The organism is Epibacterium sp. ABZ3_068 (genome assembly GCF_056159265.1).
Genome location: NZ_JBSWUV010000001.1, coordinates 3,638,910 through 3,654,661, shown reverse-complemented (window position 1 = coordinate 3,654,661; position 15,752 = coordinate 3,638,910). Strand labels below are relative to the sequence as shown.

General features: G+C 57.9%; 17 protein-coding genes. All 17 read left to right on the top strand.

Annotation, left to right across the window (positions count from 1 at the left end):
- Positions 1-100 precede the first annotated feature (100 nt).
- The 17 genes from ACXAEW_RS17525 (at position 101) to ACXAEW_RS17445 (ending at position 15,353) form a co-directional block, all read left to right on the top strand.
- On the top strand, positions 101-1,405 hold the full coding sequence (locus ACXAEW_RS17525) for a phage major capsid protein (RefSeq protein WP_474942553.1): 1,305 nt from the start codon (positions 101-103) through the stop codon (positions 1,403-1,405).
- Between the two features lie 75 nt (positions 1,406-1,480).
- Positions 1,481-1,840 (top strand): hypothetical protein, encoded by a 360-nt coding sequence (locus tag ACXAEW_RS17520; RefSeq protein WP_474942552.1) that lies wholly within the window; start codon positions 1,481-1,483, stop codon positions 1,838-1,840.
- 12 nt (positions 1,841-1,852) lie between these two features.
- On the top strand, positions 1,853-2,428 hold the full coding sequence (locus tag ACXAEW_RS17515) for a head-tail connector protein (protein ID WP_474942551.1): 576 nt from the start codon (positions 1,853-1,855) through the stop codon (positions 2,426-2,428).
- Complete coding sequence (locus ACXAEW_RS17510; protein ID WP_474942550.1) at positions 2,428-2,751, top strand: phage head closure protein; 324 nt, start codon at positions 2,428-2,430, stop codon at positions 2,749-2,751. The genes ACXAEW_RS17515 and ACXAEW_RS17510 overlap by 1 nt, the downstream gene beginning before the upstream one ends.
- Before the next feature lie 8 nt (positions 2,752-2,759).
- Entirely contained in the window at positions 2,760-3,233 is a 474-nt protein-coding gene (locus ACXAEW_RS17505) for an HK97-gp10 family putative phage morphogenesis protein (protein ID WP_474942549.1), read from the top strand.
- Positions 3,230-3,592 carry a hypothetical protein gene (locus ACXAEW_RS17500; protein ID WP_474942548.1) on the top strand — a complete coding sequence of 121 codons (363 nt, stop codon included), beginning with the start codon at positions 3,230-3,232 and terminating at the stop codon, positions 3,590-3,592. Before ACXAEW_RS17505 ends, ACXAEW_RS17500 begins: the two co-directional genes overlap by 4 nt.
- A gap of 47 nt (positions 3,593-3,639) precedes the next feature.
- Positions 3,640-4,083: a phage tail protein gene (locus ACXAEW_RS17495; RefSeq protein WP_474942547.1), complete on the top strand. Its 444-nt coding sequence runs from the start codon at positions 3,640-3,642 to the stop codon at positions 4,081-4,083.
- A gap of 3 nt (positions 4,084-4,086) precedes the next feature.
- On the top strand, positions 4,087-4,443 hold the full coding sequence (locus ACXAEW_RS17490; protein WP_474942546.1) for a GTA-gp10 family protein: 357 nt from the start codon (positions 4,087-4,089) through the stop codon (positions 4,441-4,443).
- Between the two features lie 38 nt (positions 4,444-4,481).
- Positions 4,482-4,760, top strand: coding sequence for a hypothetical protein (locus tag ACXAEW_RS17485; protein ID WP_474942545.1), 279 nt, complete (start codon positions 4,482-4,484; stop codon positions 4,758-4,760).
- Entirely contained in the window at positions 4,761-9,551 is a 4,791-nt protein-coding gene (locus ACXAEW_RS17480) for a hypothetical protein (protein WP_474942544.1), read from the top strand.
- Entirely contained in the window at positions 9,551-10,456 is a 906-nt protein-coding gene (locus ACXAEW_RS17475) for a hypothetical protein (RefSeq protein WP_474942543.1), read from the top strand. Before ACXAEW_RS17480 ends, ACXAEW_RS17475 begins: the two co-directional genes overlap by 1 nt.
- A gap of 82 nt (positions 10,457-10,538) precedes the next feature.
- Positions 10,539-11,954: a peptidase G2 autoproteolytic cleavage domain-containing protein gene (locus tag ACXAEW_RS17470; RefSeq protein ID WP_474942542.1), complete on the top strand. Its 1,416-nt coding sequence runs from the start codon at positions 10,539-10,541 to the stop codon at positions 11,952-11,954.
- A gap of 77 nt (positions 11,955-12,031) precedes the next feature.
- On the top strand, positions 12,032-12,175 hold the full coding sequence (locus tag ACXAEW_RS17465) for a phage holin family protein (RefSeq protein ID WP_474942541.1): 144 nt from the start codon (positions 12,032-12,034) through the stop codon (positions 12,173-12,175).
- 62 nt (positions 12,176-12,237) lie between these two features.
- Complete coding sequence (locus tag ACXAEW_RS17460; RefSeq protein WP_474942540.1) at positions 12,238-12,966, top strand: lysozyme; 729 nt, start codon at positions 12,238-12,240, stop codon at positions 12,964-12,966.
- Positions 12,966-13,295: a hypothetical protein gene (locus ACXAEW_RS17455; protein ID WP_474942539.1), complete on the top strand. Its 330-nt coding sequence runs from the start codon at positions 12,966-12,968 to the stop codon at positions 13,293-13,295. The genes ACXAEW_RS17460 and ACXAEW_RS17455 overlap by 1 nt, the downstream gene beginning before the upstream one ends.
- A 10-nt stretch (positions 13,296-13,305) precedes the next feature.
- Positions 13,306-13,569, top strand: a complete 264-nt coding sequence (locus ACXAEW_RS17450; RefSeq protein ID WP_474942538.1) for a spike base protein, RCAP_Rcc01079 family — start codon at positions 13,306-13,308, stop codon at positions 13,567-13,569.
- Between the two features lie 179 nt (positions 13,570-13,748).
- Positions 13,749-15,353: a sialate O-acetylesterase gene (locus ACXAEW_RS17445; RefSeq protein WP_474942537.1), complete on the top strand. Its 1,605-nt coding sequence runs from the start codon at positions 13,749-13,751 to the stop codon at positions 15,351-15,353.
- Positions 15,354-15,752: the final 399 nt, after the last annotated feature.

Here is a 15,752-nt window from a genome sequence, read left to right as displayed (position 1 = left end):
ACCTAACCGGCCTCACAGGTCCGAACACACCTCGCGCGTTTGCGGCGGGGCCAATAGGGCTGCGCGTGTGCGGTCCTCCATGTGAAAGGGAGAAAACAACATGGATATCAACGATCTGCGCCGCATGCTAAAGGCTGCGGCGGACGATATGGAAACCAAAGCCAAGGCGATCGAGGCGTTCGAGCAAGCCGAAGATGTTGACCAGGTTGCGTTGAATGCTGCGGTTGCAGAATTTGAAACTGCCGAAGGTGCATTTCAGGGTCTTAGCGCAAAACTCAAGCGCGCTGAATCTGTTGAGGCTGCCAAATCGCTGATTGCAACGTCCGAAATGGATGCGCCGCAAGCGTCCCAAGCCGCACCTGCAATCCCGAAGGATCCGGAACATGAAGGGATTGAGATCGGTTTCATGGCGCATGCGCTTATCAACGCGCGGGGTGATCGCGATCGTGCGGTAGAGCGGCTTGAAAAAGACGGGCATTCCGGGGTGTCGGCTGCGTTGTCTGGAGCCACGGAAAGCGGCGGAGGTGTCACCCTTCCGCGCCCGCAGGCTCAGCAGGTTATTGGCTTGCTGCGTCCACGTGTGACGGTTCGCGCGTCTGGGGCGCGTGTCCATGACATGCCTGCTGGTGAACTGCGCAATGCCCGTATGGCGACACCGGCCAGCGCCTCTTATGGTGCTGAAAACGCGGCAATTGTTGAAAGTGAACCGACTTTCGACAAGGTGGAAGAGAAATTCCGGAAATTAACATCACTTGTCCCGCTCGGAAATTCACTGCTCCGCCATTCCAGCGCTTCGATCGCGATCATGGTTCGCGATAGTATTATTCAGGAAATGGGATTGATGAATGATCTGGCCTTCTTGCGTTTTGATGGCGCGGGGGGCTTGCCCAAAGGCCTGCGCCATTGGGCACTAGCGGGCAACTGGCAGGATGCTGTCGCGGGTGATCCTGTTTTGGTTGAACAAGCAATTCGCCGGATCAAGAGCAAGGTTGAGGACGCAAATGTTGCCATGGTCTCGCCGGGTTGGATCATGCGGGCGTCTGCCAAGAATTTCCTTGCCAGCCTTGTCTGGCCAAACGGTTTCAATGTGTTCCCGTCCATCGACAGCAGAAACGAGTTGCATGGCTATCCAATTCGCATCACTTCGCAGATCCCGGATAACCTCGGCGTGGGCGGTGACGAAACTGAAGTCTATTTTGCGGACTTTGCGGAAATCATGATTGGTGATGCCATGCAGATCGCTTTCGCAGCAAGTTCTGAAGCATCCTATGTGGACCAAGCGGGTAACACCGTTTCTGCGTATCAGCGGGACCTGACGTTGATGCGCGCCATCGCTGAGCACGATATGGCTCCGATGCATGATGAGGCCATCGCAGGCCTGAATGGCGTCGGTTGGTCGCTCTGATCCACTCAAAGGAACGCCTGACCTCGGCGCTTTTGGGCGTCGGGGTTTTATCCCTCTCTTGCAAGGATTGTTGATATGACAAAAGTTATCGTTGAATTCCAAAAAAACCATGGCCGTTACGTCAAAGGTGACGTTGCAGGCTTTCCTGCCGAAAAAATCGCAGATTGGCCAAAAGGGGTTTGCAAACCCTATGACCCGACCGCCAAGGCGGGGACACTCTCTATGAAACTCGATGCGTCTGAAGCTCAAGAAGTGGTCGCCAAGGCGCAGGCAAAGTTGGACGAGAAAATCGGGGAGCTGGACGCCCGAGAGGCTGATCTAGCGGCACGTGAGGCGGCGCTTGTGGCGCGTGAGGCTGAAGTCGCAGCTCCGGCTGACCAAGGTTCGGCCAATCTACCCGCAGGCGCGCCGCCGAAACAGGGCGCTAAGAAATAAGGGGCGTGGATCATGCGGGTGATCGGTGATCAGGATATTGCGGCGGGTGTTGACCTCGGTGACTTCAAGCGATCTGTGCATATTGCGGAAGAAGACCTGGATGACGATGCGGCGCTGTCTCTGATGCTGGGTGCTGCCGAGGCAACGGTCGCAACTGCAACCGGTCGCCCGCTTACTCCGCGCTCTGTCGAATTCATCATAACACGGGGGTGCTGGAGCCGGTGGTGGTTTCCTGTCTTGCCTGTCTTGGATCTGACGGGGCTGGCGATCAGTGACGGTTCGGGTGGTTGGATTGATCAGCCGCTAACAGGCGCATGGATCCAGCAGCCACATGATGAGCCACAACTTGTCCTCGGAACTGACTGGGTAGGGCGATCGGTCAATGGTGATCTCTTGCGCGTTCAGGCAACGGTCGGCGGTGCAGATGCGTTTGTCCTGGCTCGGTGCCGTCAGGCCATCTTCCTTCTGGCGAAAGAATGGTTTGATGCTGGTATCGCTGTGGATGGAGAGCAGCAAGCAATGCTGTCTTTTGGTGTTCGTCTCTTGATGAAACAGGCGCGGTATCGCCGCCCCTGTGAGGTGGCCTAGTGGGCAGGCGTTTGGATCGAAGGGTGGCCATTTTCCAACGCGTTCAGGAGAAAAGCGCAACTGGAAACATGCGAGCCGTCGGGGAGGTAGTTTTGATGACCGTCGCAGCCAGTTTTACGCCTGTGTCTGATGGTGAGCGTTGGCGCGCCGGGGCTGTAGAGCAAAAGGCAGAGGCGCGGTTTCTCCTTCGGCATTCGAGCCGTTCCGCAGCCGTGACCGGGGACCACTTTCTGCGGTTTCAGGGCGATGATTGGGAAATCAGCGGGGTCAAGGAAGTTGGCTGCCGTAAATACATTGAAATCACTGCCTGGAGAATACGTTAGGGGGTGGCATGGCCGTTAAGATGAAAATCGAAGGTGCTGGCGACATCGAGCGTGGTTTGGCAAGTTTGAAGCGCGGCACGGCAAAGGGTGTTATGCGGCGCTCCATGAAAAAGAGCGTCAAGCCCGTGAAGGAAATGGCTGACAGTGTTTCACCGTTTGTCATTGCGGTTACAAGCAAGCTGACGGCGCGTCAGAGTCGCGCTGCGCGCTCTGATCGGGGGCGCAGTAAGGTTGTTTTGTATGTGGGGCCGGTCTCTGAAGACGGCAGCGGCGCGCCGCATGCCATTTTGTACGAATTCGGCACCGGCCCGCGTTTTCAGAGGTCCACTGGCCTGTCGACTGGGGCTATGCCCGCGCGCCCGTTTATGCGCCCCGCTTGGGATGTTTCGAAGGACGCGATGTGGGAAACCCTCCGTCGCGAAGTCTGGATCGAAATTGAAAAGGCGGTGGCGCGCTCGCGCAGGAAAGCTCTTCGGTCATGAGTATGGAGGACGATCTTTATGCGGTGCTGGAGGGGCTGGCGCCAGGGGTGGTTTGGGGAGGATTTGACGATGCAGTCGGTTTTCCCAGAATCACGTTGGAGAGGGTGTCCACGCTGACGGGTTATTCTCTGAAATCGCGTGCAAATATCGAGACCGCGCGTATTCAGGTGAATGTTTATTCCAAAGATGCGGATGAGGTTTTGGCCTTGGCACCCTTGGTGTCGTGGACCTTGACCGAATTTCAGGGCGGGTCTGTGATCCGCTGTAAAGAACTGTCCCGACGGGATTCTCTATCAGAGACCGGCGGTGATGTGATCCGGCTGCAGATGCTGGATATGCAGGTGCGCTACCGCGCCTGACCCCGCCGGGAAACCGGTTTTATCAACAATATGAAAGGAAGTAAGCCATGGCAGAGAATGTCATTGCAGGCGATCTGGTGGACGTTGAATGGTCCGCCGATGGTGTGGACGGCAGTTTCGAGATCATCAGGGGGTGTAAGACCGTGGGGATCCCGGAAGAAAACCCGGAATACCGCGATCGCACCTCATTGGATAGCCCTGGTCGGACACGCGAATATGGTGTGGGACTGACCGAGGTCGCAGAGCTTAGCCTGAGCTGCTACTACTCTGCAGATCTTTATGAGCAGGCGCTTGCTTACAAGGCCACAGGCCTGCCGGTTTTCTTCCGGGTTACGCTGCCGATGGTCGACGATCAGGTGACCAATGGCGATGTCTTCACATACAGGGCGTTCGTCAATCCGTCGATCCCGGCGGTTGATCAGGATGGCGACCTGATGACGGATCTGAAACTGCGCCCCACAGGCCTCATTGACTGGGTGAGAGGAGCATAACAGATGATTCCTGCAGCAATTTTAAAGTCGGGTAAGAAAACCTATAAACTGCGGCTGACCACTGGTGCGCTGTTGCGGTTTGAGGAGGACAACGGGGGAAAGTCCTTCGATGGCCTTCTGGATGAGTTGATCAAGGGCGCGGGTGGGATCAAGCCGATTGTCTCGGTTCTTTCAGCGGGTCTTGATGACGGCAACGGCGTTCCAAAAGAGGACGCAATTGCGATGATTGATGCAGCCGGGGGTGCGCAAAAGGTGTTGCCCTTTATCGCTGAAGCAATCGGTAAGGCTTTTCCCGCGCCAAAAACTGAAGCGGGCGAGGGCGAAGACGCGGGAAAGAACAGCCCCCCGGCGGGGGCGTAGACTGGACCGCGTTGTTTTCAGTGTGGTGCGAGTTGGGCTTGCACCACACTGATTTTGAGCATGTCACCTTCAAAGAGTATGACCTGATTACCCGCGCAAAAGTCCATGCAAAAGACGCGCAGATTGCCGCGCGCAGGGTGTTGAATCAGGAACTGGGTTTGTTGGTCGCTCATGCCTTTCACAATCCCAAAAAGATGCCTGATTTTACTCAGTCCGCCGACCGCAAGGCAGGTGGCAAGGCAGATGCCGCAGTGGGTGTTAAGAAACTGCGCGCTGGCTTGATGGGTATGCATTTCAAAAGCAAGCAGAGGTCTTGAATGTCCGCGATTATTGGCGCGCTGCGCGCTGTACTATCCATGGATTCCGCTGCCTTTGATACAGGCGCGAAGCGGGCAAAGGCTACCATGGGCTCGGTCGAGCGCCGCATGGTCAGGCTTGCCGGCTCGATGGAAGGGGCCGGGCGTCGTATGGCGCTTGGCCTCACCCTGCCTCTGGCGGGGGCTGCCACTGTTGCAGTGCGGTCCAGTCTGCAGATCGTGGATGCGCAGGCCAAGATGGCGCAATCGCTTGGCACAACTGTTGCCTCCATGCAGGTTCTGGAGCGGGCGGCGGATCTTTCCGGTGTGGCCATGGGGGAGGTTCAACAGGCCACGCTGCAATTGACCAAACGCCTCAGTCAGGCGGCGGGCGGGACTGGTGTGGCCGCAAAGGCGTTGGACCGCTTGCATCTGAGTGCATCCGCACTGCAAGCGCTGCCGCTCGACCAGAGGTTGGAAAAGATCCAGGGGGCGCTGGCTGAGTACGTGCCGGAGGCGGAGCGTGCGGCGGTGGCCTCTGATCTCTTTGGCAGCCGGGCGGGGGTGATCTTTACCCGGATCGACGGGGCCGCGCTGCGAACAGCTGCAGATGACGTGAACCGCTTTGGCGTTGCGGTTTCTGAGGTTGATGCAGAGCAGATCGAAATCACCAATGACGCCATGTCACGGATGGGGCTTGCCAGCCGTGGATTGGCAAATCAGTTGACGGTTGCGCTCGCGCCTGCACTGCAGGCGCTGAGCGATCGCGCTGCGGATATGGCGACCTGGTTTAATGACTTGTCCGATGGCACAAAGCGGTTCATCGCCACCGGTGCCTTGATCGCGGCAACCGTTGGGCCTGCAGCCCTGGCGCTGGGGCTTGTTCTGAAGGTTACCGTTCCGCTTGGTGTTGCCATGGTGGGCATGTTGTCCGCGGTGGCGTTGGTTCCATTGCGCTTTGCGGCGGCTGCCAAATCAGCCATTGCACTTGAGGTGGCGCTTGGGGCCACGTCGACCAAGGCGGCGGTTGCAAGTTTGGCTATCAAGGGGGTGCAAAGGGGGCTGGTCCTGCTGCGCGGTGCGTTGATTTCCACAGGTATTGGTGCGCTGATTGTTGGGGCTGGTTTCCTGGCGATGAAGTTTCACGACCTTGTTGTTGCAACTGGCGGCTGGGGGGCGGCTTTGCGCGCTCTTGGCGATCTTGCCGTTGGGGTCTGGGATGGCATCAAGGTCAGTGCAACCGCTATTGGTCCGGCTTTGCAGGCTGTTTGGGCCGGGGTGCAGGCCTCCTTTACCCGTATGCTGCAGGATCTCTCTCTGAAGTGGGCGAGTTTCCTTTGGACCTTTGCCGACGGATTGCGCGGCATTCGTGGTCTTGAGGGGATCCAGCAAAGTCTGCGGAACGCCTCGGACGGTGCCATTGACAAGGTTGTGGAGCTCGATGCGGCAGCAAGCACCCTTGAGGGATCTGTGATCCGCCTGCGCAAAGAATCCGCAGGCCGCCTGAAAGAGGGTTTCAAAATTGCCGGTGAGGCGATGGGCAAACTGTCTGCACAAATGAATTCCGCCAACGAAGAGCTGGATGCGGGCGATGATAGCGCGGATGCCCTGTCGGAGGCTTTGGGAGGGCTGGAGGGCGCGCTAGATGATGGGGCTGGTGGGGGTGTGTCCGGCGGTCTGGCCAAGGCAAAAGAGAAGTCGGCAGAGCTGTCCACTGAACTGGATGGTCCACTCACAAGCTCCATTGATGGGGTTTCGCGGGCGTTTGGCGACTGGGTTGCCGGTGGTCTGCGAGACTTCCGAAGCCTGTGGGATGGGATCAAGGACGCCGCCAAGCGTGGTTTGGCGGATCTGGCAACCACATTTGCCCGCAATCAGATCCGACTGGCTGTCGGGTTGTCGGTGGCGGGTACGGGAACCGCAGCCAATGCGGCGGGCGGTCTGGCCTCTGGCGGTGGGGGACTGCTATCGGGCCTGCTTGGAAAATCAGCCAGCGGTTTGATCGGCGGTGGCGGGTTGCTGGCTGGCGCGGCGGGTGGGTTTCAGGCCGCGCTTGGCCTGGGCGGATTTACCAGTGCCGGCATCCTGAATATTGGGGCCAATGCTGCCTTGGCTTCGGCTGCAACGGGGGCGGGTGCTTTTGCATCGACAATCGGGGCCGCACTTCCTGTTATCGGGATCCTTGCGGGTGGGCTAAGTCTGTTCTCAAAAGCCTTTGGCCGGAAATTCGAATATTCGGCGCTAGAGGGGACCGTTGGTGCCGATGGGTTTGATGGGTATACCCGTGACTTCCATAAGGGCGGTTGGTTTAGAAATAATAAGAATGTCTATGGCGCAGTTGATACCGAACTGGATGCAGCGCTTGATCAGCAGGTTGAGGGGCTGACAACCGGCCTTCTGTCGATGTCTGAGGCGCTGGGGTTGGGCAGTGACGCGCTTGCGGATTTTGAGGGTTACACCCTGTCGGTGTTGACGTCCGGGCGCACGCAAGAGCAGATCCAGCAGGATATTGCGGAGCATATGGAGGCGGCCACTGAACAGATGGCCAATCTGATCCTGGGCACCGATGAATTCACGCGGGTTGGAGAGAGCGCGACGGATACTCTTTCACGTTTGTCGACTGGATTGGTGTCCGTCAACAACGCCATGGATTTGTTGGGTGGTGCGGCCTTTGATGTTTCGCTGGTCGGGGCGAACCTGGCGTCTGACCTTGTCGATGAATTTGGCGGCGCAGATCAGCTTTCCGCCTCGGTATCCAGCTATTTTTCTGGTTTCTATTCAGAAGCCGAACAAAGCGAAACCATTCTGCGCCGCCTGCGAGAAGAGTTTGAAGAGCTGGGCATAAGCATGCCAGCTTCCCGCGATGGCTTCCGTGAGATTGTGGAAAGCCTCGATCTCACCACTGAAGGCGGGCGAAAGCTCTATGCGCAGCTTTTGAATTTGTCCGGTGCGATGGATGAAGTTCTGCCTCAGGTGAGCGCGTTCACAGATGAATTGGCGGGCATAGCCGATGAGATCGGCGGCGAAATCGGGGTCCAGATTGACTCGGCCCGCGATATGGTGAGCGATGCGCAGGCGGCTGCGGTTGAGTGGCGACGCGCGGCGGATGGTCTGCGCGGGTTTGTGTCTGATCTCCTGAATACTGATCTCAGCGCGGCGAGTGACCTTCAAACGGCTTCCGCTCAAAGGGCGCGGCTTGATGCGGCCTTTGTAGGTGTTCAAGAGGGAGATGTTGAGGCGGCAGCCTCTCTGCCGGATCTGGCGCGAAACTATCTGCGCAGCGCGCGGGATGTTGCTGGCTCTGAACTTGAATATCGACGGCTTGCTGCCGACGTCCAGGCGCGGTTGAACTTTGCGGCGGGCGTCGCAGATCTTGAGGCCGGAAACGATGAGGTGTTGGCTGGTCTTTATCAGCAGCAGATTGAAGTTCTGACGTCGCTTGGCAATTTCCTGCAGCTTGAAGGGTTGACCGCTGATGAGGTGTCCAATCTGAGTGAGGGTGTTCAGGAACTGGCGAAAGATTGGGATGGCACGGTGGCGTCATTTGACGCGTCCCTGTCCGCGCTTCAGAGTGCGATCGAAGAGGCGGAAGCCTTCAGCTATGATGATTTGGTCGGTGCCCTGGATGTGGCCGTGTCGCTGGATGACAACGCGCCTGCGTGGTTGCGGGATCTGGTCGAACAGGCAGATAGTGGTATTCGCACGGTTCTGGACTTTGTCATTCGTCGCGATGACCTGACGGCGGCAGACCGTTGGATTGTCACCAATGCCCTGTCGCGCCATGTCGCAACCCTTGATCTGGTGCTTGGCTCCGATCTTGATGTCGAGAGCCGTAGGCTTGCGCTGACGGCTGCGGCCGATCTGCGACGGACTATGATGCTGGATCTTGGCAGGGATCTTGATCCGGATACCCGGGCAATGGTGCTGACCCGCTCTGCCAGATTGTCGCGGCGCGTGAATGTGGCTTTGACCGGGGCGGGGGCTGATACCGTCAAGCGCCTGTCTCATATTGCCAGCCTGATCGGATCCGGCGGTGGTGGCGGGCGTCTGACCTTTGGCGGTGGGGTTGTGCTTGAGGCTGATGAGGTCTTTTCGGATCTTGCCAGCCAAACCGAGCGGCTGCGCGAGCCAATGGAGCGACTGCGGGGCACGCTGGGTGAACTTCGGGATGCAATAGAGGCTGACCGCCGCGAGCGCGAAGTCCAGGCAAAGATCGCCTCTTTGCAGGCGCAAGGTGTGACCGCAGTGGCGTCTTCTGAGGGGAGTGAGGGGCGAAGCCTGGTCGCGTCGATACGGAACCTTGAGCAGGCGACGGGCGTTCGCTTGAATGATGGTCATACTCTCGAAGTAGGGGATGATGGGCGCATTAACTATGACGCTGACTATGTTGTGTCTCACAGTGGGTCTGATCTTGAAGCCTGGCGGCGCGCGTTTTGGGCTAAGGGCGGGCTTCAGGATCAGATCTTCGCATACAACAAAAGCCTGCGGCAGGATGAGCGTTTGGCCGAGCGTCTGCGGTCCCAGATCCGCAGCCTTGGGGCAACCCCTGCTTTTGCGCAAGGGGGTGCTCACCAGGGCGGCGCTCGCATCGTTGGAGAGCGGGGCTGGGAGATCGAAAACACCGGGCCATCCCGCATTCATAGCCATTCTGAATCTGTTGCAATGCTTGATAACCGGCCACTGGCGCGCGGTGTGGAGGAGCTGACCCGCCATGTCGTGGCGCAGGGGCAAGTCATGAGGATGCTTCTGGACAAGCTGGTAAATCAGATTGACGACTGGGATGAAATTGGCATGCCGGAGGTGCGGAGCTGATGGACTTCAATATTATCTCTCCAATGACGGTGACCGATGTCGAATTGGTTGCGTCCAATATCGAAGAGAATGATTATCAGGAATGGGCGGCGGGGGTGGTCTTCTCCAAGGGGAGCAAAGTGATTTCGTCCGTTTCCCACCGGATCTATGAAAGTTTGACAGACAATAATTCGAACAACAATCCGGTGTCGGATGACGGCAGCAATTGGCTGGACGTGAGCGCGACAAATCGCTGGCGGGCGTTTGATCAGCGCCGATCCAATCCGGCAGTACAGCAGGGCAGCATTTCCTATGAGGTTGTGCCGACACAGGATTGTGACGCCATCGCTCTGTTTGGTGTGCGTGCTGGATTTGTTCGGATCGAGGTGTGGGATGGCGCTGAACGGATCTATGACAAGGCGTTCAGCATGGTCGATCGGCGTCACGTTGCCAGTGTTTACACATGGTTTTTTGGCGGCATTGTGCTGTCCCGGCAAAAGGTTTTGAACGGGTTTCCCGGCTATATCGGTCACCGGGTTGTGGTGACGATTGATGCGGGATCGGCAGAAGCTGAAGTCGGCCACATCGTAATGGGGCGAAATCACATCTTGGGTCGGGTGCTGAATTTACCGAGCGTCCAGTTCGTGAGCCACAGCCGAAAGGACTATGATGATTTCGGCAACGAGATTCTGGTCAAACGTGGCTCTACCCGGAAGGTTACAGTCTCGCTTGAGGTTCCAACTGTTCAGGCACCGCGCGTGATGGATATCGTGGGCGAGGTCGATGGGCTTGCAACTGCGTTTTATGTGTCCGGTGATGCGCCGTCTTACGGTGTCGAGGGGCTTGGGTTTGTCGATGATCATGGTCAAGAGATCGACGTTGCCGGTTCCTCCATCTTTCCCTTGGTGATCAAGACGTTGAAGTGAGCGCGCGCTGTCTGTCGCGCGCTTATCACCGGATCCGCCTATCAAACACTTTTGATCAATCAGAAAAACATAGGAGACAACTATGCCGGACTTTCCCGAATTGTCGGACTTTCCGCCAATCCCTTTGCGTAGTTCCCCTGAGGCTGACTTTGACGGCGCTATGGTTCAGCTCTTTCAACACTTTGCAGGCACGTTTTTGAGCGAGATGCGGGCGCTTTTGACGGCGATGAACGCGGTTGGTGTCGTTGATGAAAGTGGGGCTCTTGCGCTTGGGCATGTCGAGGCCCGCACCGTTCTGGATGTATTGCAGGACGTTGAGTTTGACCCGTCAAATTCTGTGGATACAGCAACCGCCATTTTGCGCGGGGGAGACAATTCGGCGTTGGGTGCTTTTGGAGGGGCGTTGGTCTTGTCCAAGCCCAATTCATCGCGCCCTGGGGTTGTCCTGGCGGCAAAGCAAACATCGGGTGATGCCGACACGATTGGGCTGTCAATTTTTACCCATGGCGGGATCAACTCAAACGACGAAACGCAGGAGGTTTTGACGATTTCGCACGATGGCAAGCTCGGTCTTGGTACTTCTGAACCGACCGCTCTCTTGCACGTTTTTCAAAGTGGCTCCCCGTCGACCGGGGTTAGGGCCGAGAATAGCGACGGTTATGCGGATTTTGTTGCTGACCTTGGGCGGGCCAGGATCATTGCCGATAGCGGCGATGGGTCGGCAGATTTTTACCCTTACGGCAGGATTGACGCAGTTGGTGACACTGCGAACAACAACCATAAACTTGGCGCTTTCGCCAATAACTTGCTTCACACAAACGATGTTGTCAGGGTCCGTGTTGCGCGGGGCGCCTCTGCGGACTTTGACATGATGAGGCTTCAATCGTCGGGCGGTGCGAATAACGAATTTCGGTTTCGCGGTGATGGAAATGCGTTTGCCAGCGGCAGCTGGCAATCGGGTGGCGCGGATTATGCGGAGTTTTTCGAATGGGTCGACGGCAACCCCACAGGCGAAGACCGGCGCGGGGTTGCCGTTGTGCTGGACGGTGACAAGATCCGCCCGGCTGTGGAGGGTGAAACGCCATTTGGAGTGATTTCAGCAAACCCCTCGGTCCTTGGGGATGCCGATATTGACCGGTGGAAATGTAAGTACCTGACCGATGATTTTGGTTCTCCGATCCTTGAGGATTTTGAGGTTGTTCAATGGGAGGCCGTCGATCCGGAAACCGGCGCGCCCATTCGGCACCAGTATGCTCACGACGCTCTGCCGCCCGATATTGAGGTGCCCGAGGATGCCGCCAGGGCTTGGGACAAGCGGCGCGTTCTGAACCCCGAATACAATCCGGATCAGCTCTATCTGCCCAGAAGTGAGCGCCCGGAATGGGCCATGGTCGGCCTTATGGGCAAGCTGAGATTGCGCAAGGGACAACCGGTGTCGCCCGGCTGGATCAAGATGCGGGACATCTCTGATGCAGTTGAGGAGTGGTTGGTCAAATGAGCGGACATCACACAATTTTAAACACGACAACTTGGAGCGGGGCTTTGATGTCCTGCGTTGCGGCGCTGAGGGATGGTATGAGTGAGTTGACGCTGAACGACTGGATCGCGCTGATTGGCGTTTCTATGGCCGTGTTTGGCGCACTGACAAATTTTGTTTTCAAACTGCGCGCGGATAGGCGTGCAAAGCGTGAGCATTTGGCCCGTTTGTCCGGGCGATAACCTTTCCTGAAATCTTGAGTTCACCAGCCCGCCCGCGGGCTTTTTTGGCATGGAGAAATGGCATGAAATTGCAAGAAAACTGGAAGGAAATAACAAAAACCGCCTGGTCCATAAGGCTGATGGTGTTGGCGGCGCTGGTCGCGGCGCTGTCGACCTTTTTGGCTGCCGCCGACGCGGAGCTGTTAGGGGTGCCTCCTTTGTACTTTGCCGCCGCCGCTGCCGTCCTGAACACCCTCGCGATCCCTGCGCGGCTCATTCTGCAGGACAGTTTACCGACGCTGCGACAATTCTTATCCGATGACAGCGGTGCTGTTCGAAAACGAACTCTTGGCATGCTCGCCGGTGGCGGGCTGGCGCTGACCTCTGCTGTTGGTTTTGTCGGTCAGTGGGAGGGGCTCCGCACCCAGGCATATCGGGACATCGTTGGTGTTTGGACTGTCTGTTACGGCGAAACCCGAGGTGTGCAGCCAGGGGATCGGTATTCAAAGGCTGAATGCGATCGAATGTTGGCAGCCCGCATCCTGGAGTTCGAGCGCGGTCTTGATCGGTGCCTGACAGAACCTGTCCCTGTGGGGGCCAAGATTGCTTTTGTCTCCTGGTCCTACAATGTCGGTCTCGGGGCCGCTTGCAAATCCACACTGGTGCGTAAGGCGAACGCCGGAGATCTTCGGGGGGCATGCAACGAGCTGCCCCGCTGGAACCGCACAGGCGGGCGTGTTGTGCGGGGGCTTACGAACCGCCGTTTGTCAGAACGCCAGATCTGTTTGAAATCGGTTCGTGAGGCCACGTAATGCGTGTGCTTGCCTTGTGCCTCCTGCTCGTCGGGTGTGGCGTGTCACCGCTCAAGCTGGGCGGTCCGAATGTCGCCGCGAATACACAGGCGGGCGCAGAGAACGTTCAAGGCTTCAAAACAGACCAAGGACAAGCTGTTTCGCGCGTGACCGGCGATGTGCGCCAAGAGCGCGCCGAACGTCAGGTTCGTGCGGAAACCATCGAAACCGTTGTCACTTACCAAAACCAACCCTGGCTGATCTGGGCGCTGGTTGTGGCGGTCTTACTGGACAGCCCCCTGCGCTGGCCCGGACAAATTTACGCTGGCCTCACACGCCGCAAAACATAAGGAGGGGCACATGCCTCAGGAGAATCCATTCCAATCATTTGCTCGGGGGCTGAGCAGTCCGGCAGGGCGGCATGTGTCCATTGTTCCCGAAGATGGGGCGGACCTGCCAGTTCGGCCACGCGTGCTGAGGATTAACAGCACGGGTGTTTTGCGGTTGCGCGATGAGACGGGGCAGCTGTTTGACTACAATGTTCGGCAGGGGGAGGTCTTGTTGTTCTCACCTGTGGGGGTTGAGGCAACCGGAACAACTGCTGAAGTCGTTGGCTGGCTCTAATGTTGGGCTTTGATTTATCGGTCACGGGTCCGGCGATTTGGCTTCTTATCTTTGCTGATTTGGTCGAAGTCCGCCGTGACGAAGCGGGTGTTCTGCTCCTTACCGTAAATGAACCTCAAATTCTCACCCGGCGCGACGAGGCGGGTGCCCTCCACATCACAATCCAGGAGCCGTGAATTATGGCGACAATCTTTTACCGCGTTGGTGCTGGTGCGGAACAGTCGATTACTGCTGAGCTGGGCCAATCTGTTGAAATTCCAGGAAGTTCGGGGCTGGACGTCACATTCCGCGTGGAGACTGATGAGCAGGCTGCAATCTATGTGCCACCTGTCGATGGCGGTCTTGATCTTGTTGTGCCATTTTCGCCGCTGGATCTTTCACCCTTGATGATGCTGGATGTGTCCGACCTCTCCACCCTGTTTCAGGACGCCGCCGCCACCGTTCCGGTGGTCGCGGATGGGGATTCGGTGGGCCATATTGCGGATCTGTCGGGCAACGGCTTCCATCTGACCGCAAGCGGCGCTGACAGGCCGCTTTATCGCACCGATGGCGTCCGTCACTGGCTGCAGGCCGAGAACAGCCGCTTGTCCATCGCGTCACGCCTGACATTGGGTGCCAGCCCTGCCTTAACCGTTCTTGCTGCGTGTAACCCTGATGCGCTTACGACATCCTACGAGGGAATTTGGCACCTGGGGACTGAGAATGCGACTGGCACATTGATTGGGTCAGTTAATGCAACGTACTCGGGATTTTTGCATGCCAACGGTAACCGTCTGTTCTCCCCGCTGGCACCAAATGCCGATAGGGTCATCGGCTGGCGGCGGCAGGCTGGCGCAAGCCACGGGGCGCAAGAGCTGTTTTTTGACAACCGGGAAGCTGTGTCGATCAGTGAGGCCAACCCCGGCAACACCCCGGCAGATACGGGGGCCGGGTTCCAGCTCTTTGACCGGGTGACGGGCGGGCAGCCATTTGCCGGACGTCTTTACACTTTCGCGGTATTTGGGGCTTCCTTGCCGGATGCGGATGTTTCGAATGTCGCAACCTGGATGGCTGGGAACCAGGGGCGGTCCTTACCGCAAGAGACCCATGTGTTTGCCTTGATGGGGCAATCCAATATGGTCGGGCAAGCGGCGGGCGACGGTGGGGAAGGCTGGCCTACGCATACCCTGCAATACACGCAAGCCGGGTATCTAGGCTTCCCATTCAACAGTCTTGATCACTTCTCTGTATCAGAGGGCGGTGGGGCGCCGTCTATCGGCCTTGGATTCGCGCGTGCATACGCAGCCGCCAACCCAACCGTTCGTGTTGTTCTGGTGCCCTGTGCATCGGGCGGGACCGGATTTGCCGATAACAACTGGAACCCCGGCGATGGGCTTTATACCCAGACCGTGGCCCGTTTGAACGCGGTGATGGCGCAGAACCCGGATTTTCAGCTGAAGGGCCTGCTGTGGCACCAGGGCGAACGGGATGGCGTGCTGAATGCTGCGGCCAGCTATCAGGCGAACCTGACGCAATTTGTCACCAGCCTGCGCAGCGATGTGACAGCCGCAGCGGCGGACACCCCCTTTGTTTGTGGTGGGCTGTTGCCGTCTTTCACCCTCAACGAAGTGCCACAGATCCAGGCCATTCTGGCCGATGCCCCCAATTTCCTGGATCACTGCGGCTTTGCCAGCAGTGCGGCGCACAGCTCGGCGCTGGATGACCGGCATTTTGATGCGGCAGCGCTGAGGGGCCTGGGGGCGGACTACTTCCAGGCCTATCTGGCCGCACAGGCGGGGGGCTGAGTCGTGGCCGTGAAGAAACCGGCGATGCTTACGCATGTTCCTGAGTGCTTTACGCATGTGGAACTCGCTGCGCTGGCGCTTTGTCACGTCACGACAAAAGATCTTGCAGCGGCGTTGGTGCAATGTGGGGCTTTCTCGGAGGCCACCGCGAGTGCGGCAGCAGACGTCACATTGCGCACCCTAAAAACTCTTGCCGAACAAAGGGCTGAGCCATTTGCAGAGGACAATAGTAAGATTGGTTAGTGTGGGAGGAGCGGCTCGCAAAGGTAGGGTGAAGCGTAACTCGGGCCACCCTGATCAAGATGCGGGGGGCGCACTCGTTGAGTTATTTAGTTGCGCGGTCGTTTCTGCAGGGGTTGGCGTAACACGCAATAGCTCATGCCAGCGAGCGCAAATCCC

What these genes read in the sequence shown, in the direction of transcription:
- ACXAEW_RS17525 (WP_474942553.1), top strand. Translation starts at nt 101, where the DNA reads ATGGATATCAACGATCTGCGCCGCATGCTAAAGGCTGCGGCGGACGAT.
- ACXAEW_RS17520 (WP_474942552.1), top strand. Translation starts at nt 1,481, where the DNA reads ATGACAAAAGTTATCGTTGAATTCCAAAAAAACCATGGCCGTTACGTC.
- ACXAEW_RS17515 (WP_474942551.1), top strand. Translation starts at nt 1,853, where the DNA reads ATGCGGGTGATCGGTGATCAGGATATTGCGGCGGGTGTTGACCTCGGT.
- ACXAEW_RS17505 (WP_474942549.1), top strand. Translation starts at nt 2,760, where the DNA reads ATGGCCGTTAAGATGAAAATCGAAGGTGCTGGCGACATCGAGCGTGGT.
- ACXAEW_RS17500 (WP_474942548.1), top strand. Translation starts at nt 3,230, where the DNA reads ATGAGTATGGAGGACGATCTTTATGCGGTGCTGGAGGGGCTGGCGCCA.
- ACXAEW_RS17495 (WP_474942547.1), top strand. Translation starts at nt 3,640, where the DNA reads ATGGCAGAGAATGTCATTGCAGGCGATCTGGTGGACGTTGAATGGTCC.
- ACXAEW_RS17490 (WP_474942546.1), top strand. Translation starts at nt 4,087, where the DNA reads ATGATTCCTGCAGCAATTTTAAAGTCGGGTAAGAAAACCTATAAACTG.
- ACXAEW_RS17480 (WP_474942544.1), top strand. Translation starts at nt 4,761, where the DNA reads ATGTCCGCGATTATTGGCGCGCTGCGCGCTGTACTATCCATGGATTCC.
- ACXAEW_RS17475 (WP_474942543.1), top strand. Translation starts at nt 9,551, where the DNA reads ATGGACTTCAATATTATCTCTCCAATGACGGTGACCGATGTCGAATTG.
- ACXAEW_RS17470 (WP_474942542.1), top strand. Translation starts at nt 10,539, where the DNA reads ATGCCGGACTTTCCCGAATTGTCGGACTTTCCGCCAATCCCTTTGCGT.
- ACXAEW_RS17465 (WP_474942541.1), top strand. Translation starts at nt 12,032, where the DNA reads ATGAGTGAGTTGACGCTGAACGACTGGATCGCGCTGATTGGCGTTTCT.
- ACXAEW_RS17460 (WP_474942540.1), top strand. Translation starts at nt 12,238, where the DNA reads ATGAAATTGCAAGAAAACTGGAAGGAAATAACAAAAACCGCCTGGTCC.
- ACXAEW_RS17455 (WP_474942539.1), top strand. Translation starts at nt 12,966, where the DNA reads ATGCGTGTGCTTGCCTTGTGCCTCCTGCTCGTCGGGTGTGGCGTGTCA.
- ACXAEW_RS17450 (WP_474942538.1), top strand. Translation starts at nt 13,306, where the DNA reads ATGCCTCAGGAGAATCCATTCCAATCATTTGCTCGGGGGCTGAGCAGT.
- ACXAEW_RS17445 (WP_474942537.1), top strand. Translation starts at nt 13,749, where the DNA reads ATGGCGACAATCTTTTACCGCGTTGGTGCTGGTGCGGAACAGTCGATT.